Raw genomic sequence first — 18,679 nt, 5'->3', positions numbered from 1 at the left:
GCCGGCAATCACTGGCTTGCCGTCCGGGGCATCGTGTTGAAGCGCGCCTTCTGCTCGCTGCTGAGCGTCGCATAGAACTCGTCCAGCACCGGCTGCACCCGATTGGCCGCCTCCAGCATGGCTTCGAGACGCTTCTGCATGGCTTCCAGCCGTCCGATTGGTGTCAGCGGCACTTGATCCGGGCAGGCAGCTTGCAGGGCTTGAACCGCCTGTCTTGTTGCCTCGCTCAGGCGGTCGAGCGCTTCCTTTTGTTTGCCGGCCGGCTGGACCACGGCATCGATCCGTTCGATCGGAAGTTGCGTCAGACTTGATTTAGGATCGCCGCAGCTCTCGCCCTGAGCATTCGCCTCCTGCTGCTGGGGCTGCTGTTGCGAGGGCTCGCCGACATTGGGACCGAGCGCGTTGAAGCGCGCCTGCTGCTCGTCGCCGAGCGAGCCGTAGAACTTCTCGAGCGCCGGGCGAACGATCTTCACCGCCTCGAGCGTAGCGCTGACGCGGCTCTTCATCGCGCGCAAGCGGCCTGGTGGCGTCAGCGCATAGGTATCGTTGCAGGATTGCCTGAAGGCATCCGCGGCCTGTGACGCCGCGGCCTTCAACTCGTCGAGCAGGCTGCGCTGCTCCGGCGTCGGCCGCACAGCCTGCGTGATCGACGCGATCGGCCAGGCGGTCACGCCCTTGTCCGGAGCGTCGCACAATTGGCGGAGCGCCTGCGGGCTTCGGCTGGCGCCCCGTCGCGCGCGGTAGCTGCCACCGGTTTGCGGATAGTCATACGGGTTGGTGCTGGCATAGGCGGAATAGGCGCCATCCTCGCCCCAGAACACGGTGTCGACGAAGTCGTCGTAGGCGTAGGCCCAATAGCCTGGATCGTACGCGTAGGACCAGAACGTGTAGTCAAAAATGTCCGAATAGGCATACGGCCAGAACACCGGGCCGAGCCACGCCACGAAGACCGCGGGATGGCGGTGCCGCCATGCCTGCCGGGGAGCCCAGCCGCTCTGACGGGTGATCAGCGCTGCGCGGCTTTGCGCATTGGGCTGCTCACGGAAACGCTCAGCAAATCGCCCGCGCTGGGCAGCCTGCACGGCGGCGGCTGGCCCAACCGTGGTGGGCTCGGGCCCCAGCCGCTGCAGGCGCGCCTGATCGCGCTGCTGCATGCTCTGCTCGCGTTGGAGCAGGCGGTTCTGTGTCTGCAGCGTCCGCGCTTGTGCCCGTTGCGCCCGCCGGCCTTCCGGCTTCTGCGACTGCAATTGCTGCACGCGCTGTTGCAGCCGATCGATGCGGGTCTGACGTTCCGCGCTCTGGCGCGACAGTGCTTCGCGCTGCCGTTGCTGCACCGTTTGCTGGCGCTGCTGGACCTGCTGCTGATGCTGTTGCGCGCGCTGTTCCACCTGCTCCTGTCGTGACGGCCGCGCGCTCACGGCTGGCGGCGCGCTCGGGCGGGAGGGAGCGGCGATATGAGGCGTCGGCCGCGGTGCCATGGCCGGACGCTGTGGCGCTGTCGATGGACGATGGAATTCAGGCCGCGGGGCCGCAACGTGCGGGGCCGCTCGCGGCGGCGCGGCGAAGTGTGGGGTCGGGCGCGGTGGCGGTGAGGCGATATGAGGCGCCGGATGCGGCGCCATCGCGGGCCGCTGCGGCATGGCCGGTGGATGGAACGCCGGTGCGGCGGGACGCGCCATGGCTGGCGGCGCTGCCGGGCGGGCCATCGCAGGTGGTGCGGCTGGACGCGCGACCGGTGCCGGTGGTCCACCCCTTCCATGGTGATCCTGGGCGGACGCACCGAGGCTCGCCGCGACCATCGAGACACCAACCAAAAATGCCGAAAGGCAAGTGCCACGCGGAAGCATGATCGCAACTCCACGGTCGTCCCAGTCGCCCGCAATCGTTCAACGCCCAGGCGGCCAAATCGTTCTTTGGCGACTGTCACCGGCCTTGCGGTCTTCCGACGCAGGCAGCCTCAGGAGAGATCCCGCGTGAGGGTGGTGGCGAACCGTTCCAGGGCCCAGTCGACCTGATGACTGGTGATCACCAGTGGCGGAGCGATGCGGATCGTGTGCTCATGGGTATCCTTGGCGAGGATGCCTTCAATCTGCAAAGCCTCGCAATAACGGCGCGCGGGGCCGGCCTCTGGATGGAGTTCGACCGCCAGCATCAGCCCGCGTCCGCGCACGTCGCGGACGGTGTTGGCGCGGATGCTTCTGAGACCCTCCAGGAAGCGTTCGCCCTGCACCGCGGCGTTCTCGATCATCCCTTCCTCGACGAGCACGCGGAGCGCCGCCCGCGCCACCGCACAGGCGAGCGGATTGCCGCCAAACGTCGAGCCGTGCTGGCCAGGCTTCAGAGTGCCGAGAACTTCGTTGTTCGAAAGCACGGCCGAGACGGGATAGAAACCGCCTGACAAGGCTTTGCCGAGCAGCGTCACGTCCGCTTCGATCCCTTCGTGCTGTTCCGCAAGCAGCTTGCCGGTGCGGCCAAGCCCGGTCTGGATCTCGTCGAGGATCAGCATCACCTCGTGCGAGGTGCAGAGTTCGCGTACCCGCGTGAAATAGCCGGACGGCGGAACGATGACGCCGGCCTCGCCCTGGATCGGTTCGACCAGGAAGGCGACCGTGTTCGGCGTGATCGCCTCCTCCAGGGCTGCGGCATCCCCGAAGGGGATGATCCTGAAGCCGGGCGCGAATGGTCCGAAATGCCCGCGCGTTGCCGGATCGGTCGAGAAGCCGACCACGCCAAGCGTGCGTCCATGGAAATTGTTGGCGCAGACGATGATCTCGGCTTGCCCGTCCGGCACACCCTTCACCTCATAGCCCCATTTGCGAACGGACTTGATCGCGCTCTCCACCGCCTCGGCCCCGCTGTTCATCGGCAGCACCTTGTGCGAGCCGGTCAGCTCCGCGATCTCCTCGTAGAACGGGGCGAGCTGGTCGTTGTGGAATGCACGCGAGGTCAGGGTCAGCCGGCTCGCCTGTTCGACCATCGCGGCCAGAATCTTGGGGTGGCAATGGCCCTGGTTGAGCGCCGAATAGGCCGAGAGGCAATCGAGATATCGATTGCCCTGGGTGTCCCATACGAAGACGCCTTCGCCGCGCGACAGGACAACGCCGAGCGGCTCGTAATTGCGAGCACCGAAGCGTGCCTCTCTCGCGATGAAATCAGAAACTGGCGGACTACTCATCCTTCGTCACTCCAGCTTGTCAGCCTTATGCATTCTAGCCGAAAATGCGTGACACGTTCAAATTCACTCCTTGTCGCGGTGCTCGAGCTCCAGCGTCACCAGCCTCGCCAGCAGGGTCGCGGGATAGAGCTGTCCGAATATGGCTTCGAGATTGCAAAGGCTGCGCACGATGGGGTGCACGGGCGAGACGTCGCCGTAGCCAGTCGTCGTCATGGTCGCAAAGCTGAAATAGATCACCTGGCTCGCCAGCGACGGACTATCCTCTACTTTCATGCCGGAAAATGCTTCCGGCACCAGCGATCCGATAAAGGTGAAAAGGGCTGCGAAGATCACGGCGACCGTGAAGTAGAGCAGGACGGCGCCGACGACGCGATGATAGTTGATGCGTCCGGGCCCGAAGGTCGCGCGAGCCACTGCCCAGGCCATCGTGACACCGACGATGAACCATGCGCCGGCGAAGAGGTTGAGGTCGAGCAGCGAGGGCGAGTGGAATCGCAGGACGGCGCCGGTAACGATCATGACGAGTGCGAGCAGCATTGCCCCGACCGCGATCGGGCTCCCCGAAATGACGAAGATGCCGCAAACGAGCAGTAGGGCGAGCACGAGCTCGGACACCTGGAAGGCGAAGATCCCGAGGGCCTGCAGCGGTGCAACGACGAACATCATGACGACGAGGAGACCCGTCAGTGCCGTCAGGAGGGGATCGGCCCAGCGCTTGCGCAAGCTCTCGATGCTCATGTCGGTCCTCGCCACGCTTCAGCCGATCGAGCACGGCACGCTGAGGAAGCCGCGGAACCGGACGCGACCGCCGCGCACCGGCTGGCCGCTCAAAGCATAGTTCGGGAAGCGCGCCAGGAAGCGCGAAATCGCGATCGCGCCTTCCAGCCGCGCCAGCGCCATGCCGGCACATTGATGCGCGCCGGTGGCAAAGGCGAGATGGCGATTTGGCGTGCGCGCGATGTCGAAGACTTCGGGATCGGAAAATTGCGCGGGATCGCGGTTCGCGGCGCCAATGCACAACGTGATCGACGTGCCGGCCTCGAGCATCACGCCGCCGAGCTCAACCGGCTCGGTGGTCATGCGGTTGCCGAGCTGGTTCGAGCTCTCATAGCGCAGCATCTCCTCGATCGCCGTCTTGATCAGGTCGGGGTTCTTGATCAGCCGCTGCTTCTGTTCCGGATTGTGGTCGAGTGCCACGAGGCCATTGCCGATCAGATTGGTCGTGGTCTCATGGCCGGCGTTGAGCAGGAAGATGCAATTGTGCAGCAGCTCCGTCTCGGTGAGACGTTCGCCATGGTCTTCGCCGCTACCTTCTCCCTGGATCAGGCGGGTCAGCACGTCGCGCTCGGGATTGCCGGGTTTTTGACGCCGGCGCGCGACCAGCGTCTCGAGATAGGCGAGGAAATCCTTCACCGCGGTGTTGCCGCGTGCAAATGCTTCCGGCGAGACCACCGGTTCGAGCGCACCCAAAATCGCCATCGACCAGCCGCGCAGCGGCTCGCGTTCGTCATGGGGGACGTCGAGCAGGTTGCCGATCACCTCGATGGGAATGGAGGCGGCGAAGTCGCCGATCAGCTCGCAGTCGCCCTTTTCGGCGATCGCATCGAGCAGCCGGTCAACCAGCGCGATGAGGTCGCCCTCCATGCTGGCGATCGCGCGCGGCGACAGCGCGCCCATGATCAGGCGTCGTACGCGGGTGTGCGCGGGCGGATCGTTGAACACGAGGCTCGTGGTGTGATGCTCGTAGAGCAGTGAGGCGCCGTATTTCGGCGCAAACTCCTTCTTCTTGTCCGAGCTGAACGATTTGGTGTTCTTGTAGGTCGTGACGAGATCGTCATAGCGCGTCAGGAACACCGTGCCGTTCGGCAGGCGCTTGACCGGCTCGTTCTCCCGCAGTGCACGATAGGTCGGGTAGGGGTTGTCGTAGAACTCGGGCGTCAGCCGCTCCAGGTCGAAGTTCGCCGCCAGCTCTCTCGCGTGTGCGCTCATCCCGCTATACTCACCGGTTAAAGCCGATATGCCGTTATTGTTCTTCGAACGACGCCTGCGTCCGTCTAAGCTTCTTCCGACTTGCTAGCCGACTGGACACAAAAATGCACGCGCGCACTGATGCTGATGCCCCGCCGTCATGGCCTGACGAGATCTTCGCGGCCCTGGAGCGCTTCGAGGTCCGGCAGGTGCCTTATGTGCCCGATGCCGGACACTCCCAACTCATCAGGCGCGTGCTCGCGTCCTCCGGCATGCGCGGCATTCCGCTGACCACCGAGGAGGAAGGCGTGGCGCTGCTCGCCGGCGCCTGGGCCGGCGGACAGCGCGGTGTGCTGCTGATGCAGTCGAGCGGGGTCGGCAACTGCATCAACATGCTGTCGCTGATCCCGATCCTGCGCTTTCCGTTCCTCACGCTGGTGACGATGCGCGGTGAATGGGGCGAGTTCAATCCCTGGCAGGTGCCGATGGGATCGACCACACAGGGCGTATTTGAACTCTCCGGCGTCCAGGTGCTGCGTGCATCACACGCCGCCGAAGTGCCGGCCGTGTTGGAGGCAGCCGCGGCGCAGGCCTACAACGCGTTGACGCCGACCGCCGTTCTCCTGTCGCAGCGTCTGATCGGCGCCAAGGTTTTCACCAAATGAGCAAGACCAATCTCCTCGATCGCCGTCAGGTCGTCGCCGCGCTGCTTGCGAACCGCAAGGATGTGGTCGCGATCGGTGGCTTGGGTGCCTCGACCAACGACATCACTGCCGCCGGCGACCACGCGCGCAACTTCTACCTCTGGGGCGGCATGGGCGGCGCCGCGATGATCGGCCTGGGGCTGGCGCTGGCACAGCCAAAGCTGCCGGTGCTTGTCATCACCGGCGACGGCGAGATGCTGATGGGGATGGGAAGCTTTGCCACCATCGGCCTGCAGAAGCCGGCCAACCTCTCGATCGTGGTGCTGGACAACGAGCGCTATGGCGAGACGGGCGGCCAGACCAGCCACACCTCCGCCGCCGCCGATCTCGTCGGTGTTGCCAAGGCCTGCGGTATCAAAGACAGCCGCGGGATCTCCACCATGGCGGAGGTCGAGGCCTTCGCCGCGTCCATTCATGACATCTCGGCCGGCCCCCGGTTTGCCAATGTGAAGATCGACAGCGCCGAGCTGGCCCGGATCCTGCCCACGCGCGACGGGACCTACATCGTCAACCGGCTGCGCGGCGACCTCGGGTTCCCGCCGATCTAGCTCGCGGCTCGACCGGTCATTTCGCGTCCAGCTTGCGGACGTGAGCGGCGACGATGAGCACACCCGACACGATCAGGACGCCACCGATCGACTGCGCCCATGTCATCCGCTCGTCGAGGCCGAGATAGCCTGAGACGACGGTTGCGGCCGGTCCAAGCGCGCTGATCATCGCGACGCGGCTTGCGCCGATCCGGCGCAGCGCCTCCGCCATCATGAACAGGGGCAGCACGGTCGAGAACACCGCCATGGCCAGCGCGAGCTCGTAGACGCGGATCGGCAGCACGAGCGCGCTCAGCGGCCGCAGCAGCAGGAACTGCACGATGCAATAGACGCTGGCTGCGGCGGTCGCATAGGCGGTGAAACGGATCGATCCGAGCCTGGCAACGACTTCGCCGCCGCCGACGAGATAGATCGAGAAGGTGACTGCGCTGAGCATCACCAGCAAAGCCCCCAGCCAGAAATTTGCGTTCGGCTTGTCGAACTGGCTGGAAAGCACCAGCGCAACGCCGGCATAAGTGATCAGCAGCGCCATGACTTCGCGCTGCGAGATCCGCTTGCCCAAAACCAGCGCTGAGATGATCACCACGATCGTGGGATACAGGAACAGCAGCAGGCGGCCGATTCCGGCGGCCACGAACTGCAGTCCGAACATGTCGAGAAAGCTCGACAGGTAGTAGCCGATGAAGCCCAGCGCCGCGAGGGCCAGCGCATCGCGTCTCGTGAGCGGGGCCGGGGCAGCCGAGGAGCGGCGATGAAGCGCCACCGCCGCTGCCAGGAATGGCAACGAAAAGATCATCCGCAGCGCCAGCAGCGTCACGGGATCGCTCATGTCCTCATAGGCAAGCTTGACGAAGATCGCGCGCAGCGAAAACGCGATCGCCGCGACGGCGGCGAGGCCAACACCAACGAGGTTGTGAGCAGCAGATACCGGGCGGGCGGTGCTTGCTGCACCCGGCATCTCTTCGTCGTCCATGGCCGTGGTCATTCCGTCTTGTCCCTTCTCGGTATCCCAAATTGGGATACCAAAAGTCGTTTGATTGGGATACCAAAAAAGGATACCGTTATTCACAATTGCGAGCGCTTAGCGCGCGGAAGGCTGGAGATTTCGGCGTGTCGCAGATGCTGCTGATCCACGATCAGCTCAGGGAAATGATCCTCTCGCTGGACCTCGGGCCCGGCGAGCGTCTGACGGAGCGCTGGCTGGAAGGTCGCTTTCAGAGCTCGCGCACGCCCATTCGCGCGGCGCTGGCGCGGTTGGAAGGCGAGGGCTTGGTGCAGCGGGAGGGGCGGAATTGGACCGTAGCCCCGATCGATCTCGGTGAGATCGAAGCCCTGGCAGAATTCCGCGAGTCCCTCGAGGTGACCGCGGTTCGGCTTGCCTGCGCGCGTGCGGCCCCTTCGGATCTCGATGGCATCGAAGAAATGCTCAATGCCTGCCGTTCCGAGGTGCCGCGGGAAGAGTGGCACAGGGTCGGTACCGACTTCCATGTCGAGATTGCCCGCCTCAGCGGCAACAAGTTTCTCGTCGCCGCAATCGAGGGCGTGATGACGAGACTCTCGCGGGCCCGTTGGCTCGAGGTCTGGACCGAGGCCTCCCGCGAGCAGGCCTGGAGCGAACATCGCCGAATTCTCGGCTTCATCCGCAATGGGCAATCGGACGAGGCCGCACGGGAGGCTTCTGCCCATGTGCGCGACACGCGGGATCGTCTGCTGCGTTCGCTGAACGCGGATCGGCGCGGTCTCCGAGCCCGCGGGTTTGCTATCGTCGGTGCGCGCTGAGCTTTTGTCACCTCACCCAGGTTGCATCGCACCATCCTGCTTGACTTTTGCGTGGGTGAGTGCTTACTCACTAACATGAGCTCATTGCGTATGACCAGCGACCTGAGGAGGCAACTCATCCTCGGTGCCGCAAAACGTTGCTTTGCCCGTCACGGGTATAACGGCACCACGACCAAGAGCGTGGCGGCCGCCGCTGCCATTTCCGAAGCGCTGCTGTTCAAGCATTTCCCGTCCAAGGCGGCGCTCTACGCCGAAATCCTCAGTGACGAGTGCGAGGCCGATCCTGCGCTGATGGAGCTTCTTGAGAGGGAGCCGTCGACGGCCACGCTGGTCGAGTTGATCCGCTGCATGGTCGAGCACTTCATGCAGATTGCCGACAGCCCGGATCAGGAAGAGGCGCAGCGCCTGCGGCTGATGGTCACTAGCCATCTTGATGATGGCGAATTCGCTCGTCTGCTGTATTCCAAGATCGAGCATCTGATCGGAGCCGTCTTCGTTGCCTCGCTGGAGCGTGCGGTGGCCGCTGGCGAGGCAAGGCCCTGTGCAACCGCGCCGCTCAACCTGTTCTGGTTCGCGCACCATTCGCTGATGACGGCTGCGCTGACCAGGCTGCCGGCCACGCCCTGCCTCGCTTACGGCAGGGCGGACGATCTGGAACGGCAGCTCTGTGAGTTTCTCCTGAGAGGTATCGGACTTAACGACGCCGCAATTGCTTCGCATCTGGGCCACGCTTCGGCGCCGGGTGCCAGCGAGACGGCGATTGCAGAAAGTGCATGACATGAACATCGTGGCTGAACACAAGATATCGGGCGAACCGATCGACAAGGCGCCAAAGCGCCCGGTCAAGCCGGTGCGCTGGTTCATCATTGTCGGTTTGCTGCTCGGCGCGCTCGTCGGCGGGCTGGTCTGGTTCAACTCTTTCCGTGGCCAGATGATCAAGCAGTTCTTCGCCAACAACAAGCCGCCGCCGGTGAGCGTCAGCGCGGCCGAGGCGAAGAGCGAAGTGGTGCCGAACCTGTTGACCGCGGTCGGCGAGCTCGCCGCCGTGCACCAGGTCAACGTCACCGCAGACGTCAATGGCCGTGTCACCGAGATCAAGTTCGAGCCGGGCGCGCATGTCGAAGAAGGCACGCCGCTGCTGCAACTGTTCGACGCGCCGGAGCAGGGTGACCTCGCCAACTTCAAGGCGCAGGCGACGGTCGCGCAGCTCTCGCTCGATCGCGCCAAGCAGCTCGCTGCACGCCAGTTCGGTCCGCAGGCGACCGTCGACCAGGCGCAGGCGACCTACGACCAGGCGCAGGCGGGTATCGCCAAGACCGAGGCGCTGATCTCGCAGAAGCTGGTGCGCGCGCCGTTCTCCGGCGATCTCGGCGTTCGCAAGGTCGAGGTCGGACAGTATCTCACCGCAGGCACGGCGATCGTCTCGCTGACCGACCTGTCGCAGCTCTGGGCCAACTTCACGGTAACGGAAAAGGATTCCGGCAACCTCAAGGTCGGCCAGGCCGTGCGGCTGAAGGTCGATGCCTATCCGGGCCGCGTCTTCGAGGGCAAGATCACCACCATCGAGCCGCAGATCGCGAGTGACACTCGCAACATCCGCGTGCAGGCCACTATCGCGAACCCGGACAAGATTCTCAAGCCAGGCATGTTCGTGACCACCACCGTAGTGCTGCCGGACAGGCCGCCGGTGATCACCGTTCCGGAGACATCGGTCGACTACACGCTCTATGGCGACTCCGTGTTCGTCATCACCGAGAAGAAAGAGGATGACGGCAAGACGAGCCTCTCCGCGGTGCGCACCTTCGTGCAGACCGGTAACCGTGTGGAAGGACGCGTCGAGATTCTCAAGGGTCTGAAGCCGGGCGACAAGGTCGTCGCCGTCGGCCAGCTCAAGCTGCAATCGGGTGCGGCCGTGGCGATTTCGTCCGATCCGGCGCCCGCCATTCCGGCCCAGCCGCCACGTTACTGATTGACGCGCTCGCGTGATCCGGCCTGACGCCGGATCACGCCACTCAAGCCAACGAATTCGAGATCGCCGCGATGGCCTTTACCGATATCTTCATCAAGCGACCGGTCCTGTCGGTCGTCGTCAGCCTGCTGATCCTGCTGATCGGCCTGCGCGCGGCGATGGTGCTGCCGATCCGGCAATATCCCAAACTGTCGAACACGGTCGTCAACGTCACGACGGTGTATCCCGGTGCGTCCGCGGACCTGATCCAGGGCTTCATCACGACGCCGATCGAGCAGGCGGTCGCCTCGGCCGAGGGTGTCGACTACATCACCTCGTCCTCGGTGCAGGGCACCTCAACGATCCAGATCTACATCAAGCTGAACTTCGATCCGAACCAGGCGCTCACCGAGGTGCTCGCCAAGGTGAACTCGGTCAAATACCTGATTCCAAAGGAGTCCAACGATCCGATCGTCACCAAGACGACGGGCCAGACCACGGCCGTGATGTATCTCGGCTTCTCCTCCGACGAACTCTCGGGCTCGGCGATCTCCGACTATCTGACGCGCGTGGTGCAGCCTGTCCTGTCGACCGTCGACGGTGTGGCATCGGCTGACATTCTGGGCGGCCAGACCTTTGCGATGCGGCTGTGGCTTGATCCGGTGAAGATGGCTGGTCGCAACGTGTCGCCCGCCGATGTCGCGGCCGCGATTACCGCCAACAACTTCCAGTCGGCGGCCGGCCAGACCAAGGGCTATCTGATCGTCTCGAACATCTCGACGAACACGGGCCTGACCGACGTCAACCAGTTCAGGAAGATGATCGTAAAGGCCAAGGACGGCGGTTTCGTCCGGATGGAGGACATCGCGACCGTCGAGCTTGCCGCGCAAAGCACCGATGCGAGCGTCGCCTTCAACGGCGAGCACGCGATCTTCATCGGCGTGCAGGCCACCCCGCAAGGCAACCCGCTGACGCTGGTGAAGGGCGTCCGCGCGCTGTTCCCCGAGCTCGAGCGCAATCTGCCGCCATCGATGAAGATGAAGGTCGCTTACGACTCGACCAAGTTCATCCAGTCCTCGATCGACGAGGTCGAGAAGACGCTGGGCGAAGCCGTGATCATCGTCATCGTGGTGATCTTCCTGTTCCTGGCCTCGTTCCGTTCGGTGATCATTCCGGTCGTCACCATCCCGCTGTCGATGATCGGCGTCTGCACGCTGATGCTCGCATTTGGGTTCAGCTTCAACCTGCTGACGCTGCTCGCCATGGTGCTCGCAATCGGTCTCGTGGTCGACGACGCCATCGTGGTGGTGGAGAACATCCACCGCCATCTGGAAGAGGGCAAGACACCGGTGCAGTCCGCGCTGCAAGGCGCGCGCGAGATCGTCGGTCCCGTCATCTCGATGACAATCACGCTCGCCGCCGTCTATGCGCCGATCGGCTTCCTCGGCGGCCTCACCGGCTCGCTGTTCCGCGAATTCGCCTTCACGCTCGCGGGCTCTGTGATCGTGTCGGGCGTGATCGCGCTGACGCTGTCGCCGATGATGTGCTCGGTGCTGCTCAAGAACACCGAAGAGGGCCGCTTTGCAAAGCTCGTGAACAGGGTGTTCGGCGCAGTGACGCGCTGGTACGGCCGCAGGCTCGATCGCTCGCTCGACTACAAGGCGGTGACCGGCTTGTTCGCGCTGACGATCCTGGGTCTTGTCGGTTTCCTCTATTTGCACACCTCGAAGGAGCTGGCTCCGGAAGAAGACCAGGGCATCGTGTTCGCGGTGACCAAGGCGCCGAAATACGCCAACATCGACTACCTCGATTTCTATGGCGAAAAGCTCGACAAGAAGTTTCAAAGCTTCCCCGAGACCGACCTGCGTTTCGTGCTCAACGGCATCAACGGCCCGCAGGGCGGCATCGCCGGCATGCTGCTGAAGCCCTGGGACGAGCGCAAGCGTTCGTCGATCAAGCTCAAGCCGCTGGTTCAGGCCGAGCTCTCCAAGATCGAGGGCGTGCAGGCGTTCGCATTCAACCTGCCGCCGCTGCCGGGTGGGCCGGGCGGCCTGCCGGTGCAGATGGTGATCAATTCGACCGCGGGCTTCCAGACCGTCTATGAGCAGATGGAGAAGCTGAAGGACGCCGCGCGCAAGAGCGGCATGTTCATCGTCTCCGACAGCGATCTCGCCTTCAACCAGCCGACGGTGAAGGTGAGGATCGACCGTACCAAGGCGCAGGACCTCGGCATCAACATGCAGAACGTCGGCAGCGCGCTGGCCGTGCTGCTCGGCGGCAACTACATCAACCGCTTCAACCTGGAGGGGCGCTCCTATCAGGTGATCCCGCAGGTGCCGCGGGAGAAGCGGCTCTCGCCGGAGGCGCTCGACGGTTACTACGTCACGACCAACACGGGCCAGCAGGTTCCGCTGTCCACCGTCCTGTCGCTCGAGACTTCGACCGAACCGAACTCGCTGACGCACTATAACCAGCTGAACTCGGCGACCTTCTCGGCCGTGCCGATGCCTGGCGTCACCGTCGGCGCGGCGGTCGACTTCCTCGAAGGCGAGGCCAAGAAGCTTCCGCAAGGGTTCAGCCACGACTATCTCGCCGACAGCAGGCAATACGTGCAGGAGGGCAATCAGCTCGCAATCACCTTCGCATTCGCGCTGATCATCATCTTCCTGGTGCTGGCGGCGCAGTTCGAGAGCCTGCGCGATCCGCTGGTCATCATGATCTCGGTGCCGATGGCGATCGTCGGTGCGCTGATTCCGCTGTTCTTTGGTGTGGCGACGATGAACATCTACACCCAGGTCGGCCTGCTGACGCTCGTCGGCCTGATCACCAAGCACGGCATCCTGATGGTGGAGTTCGCCAACGAGCTCCAGGTCAACGAGCGGCTCGACCGCCGCTCGGCGATCGAGATGTCGGCCCGTATTCGTCTGCGGCCGATTCTGATGACGACGGCTGCGATGGTCACCGGTTTGATCCCGCTCTTGACCGCGACCGGCGCCGGTGCGGCGAGCCGCTTCTCGATCGGCCTCGTGGTCGTGGCCGGCATGTCGATCGGCACGCTGTTCACGCTGTTCGTGCTGCCGGCGGTCTACGTTGTGCTCGCGACCGACCACCGCGCCAAGACCGAATCCGAGCGGAACAAGCAGATCGAGGCGCTGGACGTGGGCTCCAGCGCGCTGCGGCCGACCTGAGGCCGTTCAACCCAAGGTGAAGAGCGGCAATGGCCATCGCCATTGCCGCTTTTTTCTTGTCCCGTGCTAGACTTGTGCCGCGCGAAGATTGCACCAGGGCAGGGAAGGCATGATCAGGCGGCGCGAATTCCTGGGAGGGCTTGGCTGCGTTTCGCTGCTGTGTCCGGGCTCGGTCGCGGCACAGAGCGGCAAGACCTACCGTCTCGGCACGCTGACACCGATCGTGCCCATTACGGAGCGGAGTCCGGGCGGCAAGATCCTGATCAAGGTGCTCGGCGAGCGTGGCTTCAGCCTCGGCCAGAATCTCAGTCTCGAGCCTCGCGGCGCGGGAGGCGATGTCGCCAAGCTCCCCGCGCTGATCGCGGAGCTGAAATCCAGGAGCGTCGATGCCATCGTCATCATAGGGTACCCGACGGCGATGGCCGCCAAGGCGGCGGGCGTCCCCACTGTTGCGGCAAGCGGCATCGGCGATCCCGTCGAGACACGGCTCATCGAAAGCCTTGCCCATCCCGGCGGCAACATCACCGGCATTTCGGACGTCGCCGCGACGCTCAGTGCCAAGCGACTGGCGTTGCTGAAGGAGATGTCGCCGAAACTGACCAAGGTCGCCATGCTCTGGAACAAGGACGACCTCGGCATGACCACACGCTATCAGGCATCGGCGAAGGCCGCTCAGGCGCTTGGGCTGACCGTACAGGCACTCGGCGTCCGCGAGCCCGATGATTTCGACGAGGCCTTCTCGGTGATGTCAGGCGATTTGCCGGACGGCATCCTGATGGTGGCGGATGCGCTCACCATTCTCAACCGCAAGCGGGTGTTCGAGTTCGCAGCCGTTCGGAAGCTGCCAGCGATCTACGAGAATGATGATTTCGCCCGCGACGGCGGGCTGATGTCCTACGGACCGGATGTGTCGGAATGTTTCGAGCGGGCGGCAGCACTGGTCGCTCGCATATTCAGCGGGGCGAACCCCGGCGATCTGCCGTTCGAGCAGCCGACCCGCTATCCCCTGGCGCTCAACCTGAAGACGGCGAAGGCGACGGGACTCGAGATTCCACCAACCCTGCTGGCCCTCGCGGACGAAGTCATCGAGTAACCTTGTGCGCTGCGGCAAGAGACAAGCTCCGGCCTTCTTGCTAGGTTTAGCGGGATGAGCATTTCACTCCATCCCGACGCGCCGCAAGGCCGGTCGCTGCCTGCCAGCGCAGCGTCGCGCGAGACGGCTTCCGGGGATGGGCCGCGGCCCGGAATCCGGACCCGGCTGTTCACCAAATATGTCGGGCTGTTCGTTGCTGTGGTGGCCGTTGCGCTGCTCGCCAACGGGCTCTTCGAGGTGTTCTTCTATTATCGTGAGCACAAGGCCGCGCTGATCCGCGTTCAGCGCGAGCAGGCCGAGGCGGCGGCAGCCAAGATCAGCCAGTTCGTCAAGGAGATCGAGAGCCAGCTCGGCTGGACCACGCAATTGCCGTGGTCTGCCGGCTCGATCGAGCAGCGCCGCTTCGATGCGCTAAGGCTTCTGCGCCAGGTTCCGGCGATCACCGAGCTCGCCCAGGTGGACTCGACCGGCAAGGAGCGTCTGCGTGTCTCGCGGCTTGCCATGGACGCGATCGACAGCGGGATCGATCTCTCCAAGGATGCGAAATTCACCGAGGCCGTTGCCCACAAGGTCTACTACGGGCCGGTCTATTTTCGGAGGGAATCCGAGCCCTACATGACGTTGGCGCTGGCCGGCACGCGCAAGGACGCCGGCGTCAGCATCGCGGAAGTCAATCTCAAGCTGATCTGGGACGTTGTTTCGCAGATCAAGGTCGGCGAGCACGGGCACGCCTATGTGGTGGGCTCGGAGGGCCGCCTGATCGCGCATCCCGACATCAGCCTGGTGCTGCGCAACACCGACATGTCCAGGCTCGAGCAGGTGCGCGCGGTGCAAGCCGGCGGCGGCACCATGCCGGACACGCTACAAGAGGCGACCAACATCCAGGGCCAGAAGGTCCTGACGGCGTCCGCACCGATCGCGCCGCTCGGCTGGACCATGTTCGTGGAGCTGCCGGTCGAGGAAGCCTATGCCTCGCTCTACGCCTCGCTCCAGCGTCTGGCGATCGTGCTGCTCGCGGCCTCGATCTTCGCGGTGCTTGCGGGAATCTTTCTGGCGCGCCGCATGGTCGGCCCGATCCAGGCATTGCGCACGGGTGCCGAGCGGATCGGCGGCGGCGATTTCTCGCAGCGCATTTCGATCAGGACCGGTGATGAGCTCGAAGGGCTCGCCAACCAGTTCAACGACATGGGCGCGCGCTTGCAGGAATCCTATGCCGACCTGGAAAACAAGGTCGAGCAGCGCACTGCGGAACTGAGCGAATCATTGCAGCAGCAGACGGCAACCGCCGACGTGCTCAAGGTCATCAGCCGTTCCGCCTTCGACCTGAAATCCGTGCTGACCACGCTGACGGAATCGGCGCAGGCACTATGCGGTGCTTCGCTCGGCATCATCTGCCTCCGCGATGGTGACGTGATGCGGCTCAAGGCTCAGTCGGGCTGCACGCAAGCCTTCATCGACTTCATGGACGCCCATCCGATCCGGCCGGGTCGCGAGACCATTACCGGCCGGGTCTTCACGGACGGCAAGCCGGTTCATGTTCCCGATGTTCGCGAGGACGCCGAGTATAGCTTCGGCAATGCGCCGTCGATTGGCCTCTACCGCGCCGTGCTTGCCGTGCCGCTGATGCGCGACAAGGCGGTGGAAGGCGTGCTGCTGTTGGGACGGCCTGAGCCGGGCCCGTTCAGCCAGCGTCAGATGGATCTGGTGCAGACCTTCGCCGATCAGGCCGTGATCGCGATCGAGAACGTCCGTCTGTTCGAGCAGGTGCAGGAGCGCACCACGGAACTCTTGCAATCCCTCGACGAGCTGCGCACCGCGCAGGACCGGCTGGTCCAGACCGAGAAGCTGGCGTCCCTCGGCCAGCTGACTGCCGGCATCGCCCACGAGATCAAGAACCCGCTCAACTTCGTCAACAACTTCTCCTCGGTATCGACGGAGTTGATCGACGAGCTCAACGAGGTCCTGCAATCGGTAGGTCTCGACCACAAGGCCAAGGAGGAGGTCGCCGAACTTACCCACATGCTCAAGGGCAATCTCGAGAAGGTGGTCCAGCACGGCAAGCGCGCCGATTCCATCGTCAAGAACATGCTGCTGCATTCGCGCGAGGGCTCGGGCGAGCGGCGGCCGGCAGACATCAACGCGCTCGTCGAGGAGAGTCTCAACCTTGCCTATCACGGCGCGCGCGCCGAAAGGCCGGGCTTCAACATCACGCTCAAGCGCGACCTCGATCCGGCCGCCGGCATGCTCGACATCTATCCGCAGGAGATCACCCGCGTCTTCCTCAATCTGATCTCGAACGGCTTCTATGCCGCGACCAAACGGAAGGAGAGCGAGGGCGGCGCGTTTGAGCCGACGTTGAGCGCGTCAACAAAGAATCTCGGCAACAGGGTCGAAATCAGGATCCGCGACAATGGTACCGGCATTCCGCCGGAGGTGAAGGAGAAAATGTTCAACCCCTTCTTCACCACCAAGCCGGCCGGCGAAGGAACCGGGCTTGGCCTGTCGATGAGTCACGACATCGTGGTGAAACAGCATGGCGGCACGGTCGACGTAAATACTGAGCCGGGCGTTTTCACCGAATTCATCATTACGCTGCCGCGCGTGCTGGCAGAAGGCAATACCGGAGGCAGGAATTGAACGTCTACATCCTTGTCGTCGACGACGAGCCCGACGTTGAGGCGCTGTTTCGTCAGCATTTCCGTCGCGACCTGCGCGCGGGCCGTTTTCAGATGGAGTTTGCACCGTCCGCACCGGTGGCCATCGAGCGCGCCGTCGCGGTGCGCGAACCCTCGCTGATCCTGATTCTCTCCGACATCAATATGCCCGGCATGAGCGGGCTCGACATGTTGCCGAAGGTGCGCGCGGAGCGCCCGGATGTGCCCGTTATCATGATCACGGCCTACGGCGATGCGGAAACACGGCGGAAGGCGATCGAGCGCGGCGCGGTCGGGCTTCTGACCAAACCGATCGATTTTGCGCTGCTGCGGCAGGAGATCGACACCAGGCTCGAGCAAGCGGCATGACATCCACGATTCTCGTTGTCGATGATGAACCCGATCTGGAGGCGCTGGTCCTGCAGAAGTTTCGCAGGCAGATTCGCGAAGGGCTCGTCAGCTTCATGTTTGCCCATGATGGAGTCGAGGCGCTGCAATCGCTCGAGCTGCATCCGCATGTCGACCTCGTGGTATCAGACATCAACATGCCGCGGATGGACGGGCTGTCGCTGCTCCAGAAGCTGCAGGAGGCCGAGGACAAGAAGTCGACGATCATCGTTTCGGCCTATGGCGACATGAGCAACATCCGCACCGCGATGAATCGCGGCGCTTTCGACTTCCTGACCAAGCCGATCGATTTCGCGGATCTGGAGACCACGATCCAGAAGACCATCCGCCATGTCGAGACGCTGCGTGAGGCACGGCGCCGGCAGGCGGAGGCCGAGCGTGCGCATGCCTCGCTGTCGCGCTACTTCTCGCCCGAGATCGCCAAGCGTCTGGCCGCGGCGAGCGGCGAGAGCGACGGCATGGAGGTGCAGTGGCGCGATGTGGCGACTATTTTCACCGACATCACCGGTTTCACGACGCTGGTCGAGAGTGCCGCGCCGGAGACACTGGGTGGGCTCCTCAACGCTTATGTCGGCGGGATGACCGACATCGTCTTCCAGCACGAAGGCACCGTCGCAAAGATCATTGGCGATGCCATCCAGGTGCTGTTCAATGCTCCCGGCGATCAACCCGATTTTGCGACGCGCGCGGTCGCCTGCGCCCATGATCTCGATATATGGGCCGAAGACTTCCGCCTGCGCTGGAAGGACAAGGGCGTCAATTTCGGCACGACGCGCGTCGGCGTCCATGCCGGGCCTGCGCTGGTCGGCAATTTCGGCGGCAGCCGCTTTTTCGACTACACAGCCTATGGCGATACCATCAACACGGCGGCGCGGCTGGAAGCCGCCAACAAGCATCTTGGTACCCGCATCTGCGTCAGCGCCACCATCGCCAGGAGCGCTGCGAATTTCCAGGGACGGCCAGTCGGCGACCTCATGCTGCGTGGCCGCAGCGAGCCGCTGCGCGCTTTCGAGCCACTCCCGCCGGCAAGATTCGAAACACCTCTGACGGCGCAATACTCCGAAGCCTTCGCCAAGCTCGAAGCCGGTGACGTCGCGGCCATGCCGGCCTTCGCCGCGCTGGTCGGCATGCATGCCGATGATGCGCTGGCCGGCTTCCACCTCAAGCGCCTGCTCAACGGTGCCAAGGGCGTTCGCATGCAACTGGAATAGGGA

Annotated in this window: 16 protein-coding genes; 11 read left to right on the top strand and 5 right to left on the bottom strand. The window is 64.0% G+C overall.

All coding sequences use genetic code 11. From position 1 onward, the window contains the following. Positions 1–8: 8 nt before the first annotated feature. Positions 9–944 carry a Spy/CpxP family protein refolding chaperone gene (locus ACV1FX_RS25195; protein ID WP_473120270.1) on the bottom strand — a complete coding sequence of 312 codons (936 nt, stop codon included), beginning with the start codon at positions 942–944 and terminating at the stop codon, positions 9–11. A 12-nt stretch (positions 945–956) separates the two neighbouring features. Between ACV1FX_RS25195 and ACV1FX_RS25190 the strand changes: the two genes are divergently transcribed. Then, positions 957–1,403 carry a hypothetical protein gene (locus ACV1FX_RS25190; protein WP_473120269.1) on the top strand — a complete coding sequence of 149 codons (447 nt, stop codon included), beginning with the start codon at positions 957–959 and terminating at the stop codon, positions 1,401–1,403. Between the two features lie 554 nt (positions 1,404–1,957). Here the strand turns inward: ACV1FX_RS25190 and rocD are convergent. The 3 genes from rocD to ACV1FX_RS25175 all read right to left on the bottom strand — a co-directional run bounded on the left by rocD (position 1,958) and on the right by ACV1FX_RS25175 (position 5,164). Continuing rightward, positions 1,958–3,175: an ornithine--oxo-acid transaminase gene (gene rocD, locus ACV1FX_RS25185; RefSeq protein ID WP_473120268.1), complete on the bottom strand. Its 1,218-nt coding sequence runs from the start codon at positions 3,173–3,175 to the stop codon at positions 1,958–1,960. A 63-nt stretch (positions 3,176–3,238) separates the two neighbouring features. Beyond that, the gene (locus tag ACV1FX_RS25180; RefSeq protein ID WP_473120267.1) at positions 3,239–3,913 is read right to left on the bottom strand and encodes an ion channel; all 675 of its coding nucleotides are present in this window, start codon (positions 3,911–3,913) and stop codon (positions 3,239–3,241) included. Between the two features lie 18 nt (positions 3,914–3,931). Continuing rightward, on the bottom strand, positions 3,932–5,164 hold the full coding sequence (locus ACV1FX_RS25175) for a cytochrome P450 (protein ID WP_473120266.1): 1,233 nt from the start codon (positions 5,162–5,164) through the stop codon (positions 3,932–3,934). Between the two features lie 104 nt (positions 5,165–5,268). Here ACV1FX_RS25175 and ACV1FX_RS25170 point away from each other — a divergent pair, with 104 nt between their 5' ends. Both ACV1FX_RS25170 and ACV1FX_RS25165 read left to right on the top strand, forming a co-directional pair. Continuing rightward, on the top strand, positions 5,269–5,808 hold the full coding sequence (locus ACV1FX_RS25170; RefSeq protein ID WP_473120265.1) for a phosphonopyruvate decarboxylase: 540 nt from the start codon (positions 5,269–5,271) through the stop codon (positions 5,806–5,808). Beyond that, positions 5,805–6,395 carry a thiamine pyrophosphate-dependent enzyme gene (locus tag ACV1FX_RS25165; protein ID WP_473120264.1) on the top strand — a complete coding sequence of 197 codons (591 nt, stop codon included), beginning with the start codon at positions 5,805–5,807 and terminating at the stop codon, positions 6,393–6,395. Before ACV1FX_RS25170 ends, ACV1FX_RS25165 begins: the two co-directional genes overlap by 4 nt. Before the next feature lie 16 nt (positions 6,396–6,411). Here ACV1FX_RS25165 and ACV1FX_RS25160 read toward each other — a convergent pair whose 3' ends face one another. After that, entirely contained in the window at positions 6,412–7,380 is a 969-nt protein-coding gene (locus tag ACV1FX_RS25160) for a DMT family transporter (RefSeq protein WP_473120263.1), read from the bottom strand. A gap of 125 nt (positions 7,381–7,505) precedes the next feature. Here ACV1FX_RS25160 and ACV1FX_RS25155 point away from each other — a divergent pair, with 125 nt between their 5' ends. From ACV1FX_RS25155 to ACV1FX_RS25120, 8 genes are all read left to right on the top strand, one after another. Continuing rightward, a complete protein-coding gene (locus ACV1FX_RS25155; RefSeq protein ID WP_473120262.1) occupies positions 7,506–8,174 on the top strand; it encodes a GntR family transcriptional regulator in 669 nt (222 codons plus the stop codon). 75 nt (positions 8,175–8,249) lie between these two features. Further along, the gene (locus ACV1FX_RS25150) at positions 8,250–8,951 is read left to right on the top strand and encodes a TetR/AcrR family transcriptional regulator (protein ID WP_473120293.1); all 702 of its coding nucleotides are present in this window, start codon (positions 8,250–8,252) and stop codon (positions 8,949–8,951) included. A 1-nt stretch (position 8,952) separates the two neighbouring features. Further along, complete coding sequence (locus ACV1FX_RS25145) at positions 8,953–10,143, top strand: efflux RND transporter periplasmic adaptor subunit (protein ID WP_473120292.1); 1,191 nt, start codon at positions 8,953–8,955, stop codon at positions 10,141–10,143. Positions 10,144–10,214: 71 nt separating this feature from the next. Further along, the gene (locus tag ACV1FX_RS25140) at positions 10,215–13,310 is read left to right on the top strand and encodes a MexW/MexI family multidrug efflux RND transporter permease subunit (protein ID WP_473120261.1); all 3,096 of its coding nucleotides are present in this window, start codon (positions 10,215–10,217) and stop codon (positions 13,308–13,310) included. A 109-nt stretch (positions 13,311–13,419) separates the two neighbouring features. Continuing rightward, positions 13,420–14,403: an ABC transporter substrate-binding protein gene (locus tag ACV1FX_RS25135; RefSeq protein WP_473120260.1), complete on the top strand. Its 984-nt coding sequence runs from the start codon at positions 13,420–13,422 to the stop codon at positions 14,401–14,403. Positions 14,404–14,457: 54 nt separating this feature from the next. Further along, positions 14,458–17,040: an ATP-binding protein gene (locus ACV1FX_RS25130; RefSeq protein ID WP_473120259.1), complete on the top strand. Its 2,583-nt coding sequence runs from the start codon at positions 14,458–14,460 to the stop codon at positions 17,038–17,040. After that, positions 17,037–17,426, top strand: a complete 390-nt coding sequence (locus ACV1FX_RS25125; protein ID WP_473120258.1) for a response regulator — start codon at positions 17,037–17,039, stop codon at positions 17,424–17,426. Before ACV1FX_RS25130 ends, ACV1FX_RS25125 begins: the two co-directional genes overlap by 4 nt. Next, entirely contained in the window at positions 17,423–18,676 is a 1,254-nt protein-coding gene (locus ACV1FX_RS25120) for an adenylate/guanylate cyclase domain-containing protein (protein ID WP_473120257.1), read from the top strand. Before ACV1FX_RS25125 ends, ACV1FX_RS25120 begins: the two co-directional genes overlap by 4 nt. Positions 18,677–18,679 lie beyond the last annotated feature (3 nt).

It is taken from the genome of Bradyrhizobium ingae (assembly GCF_055791185.1).
This window is presented reverse-complemented; position numbering and strand designations above follow the sequence as displayed.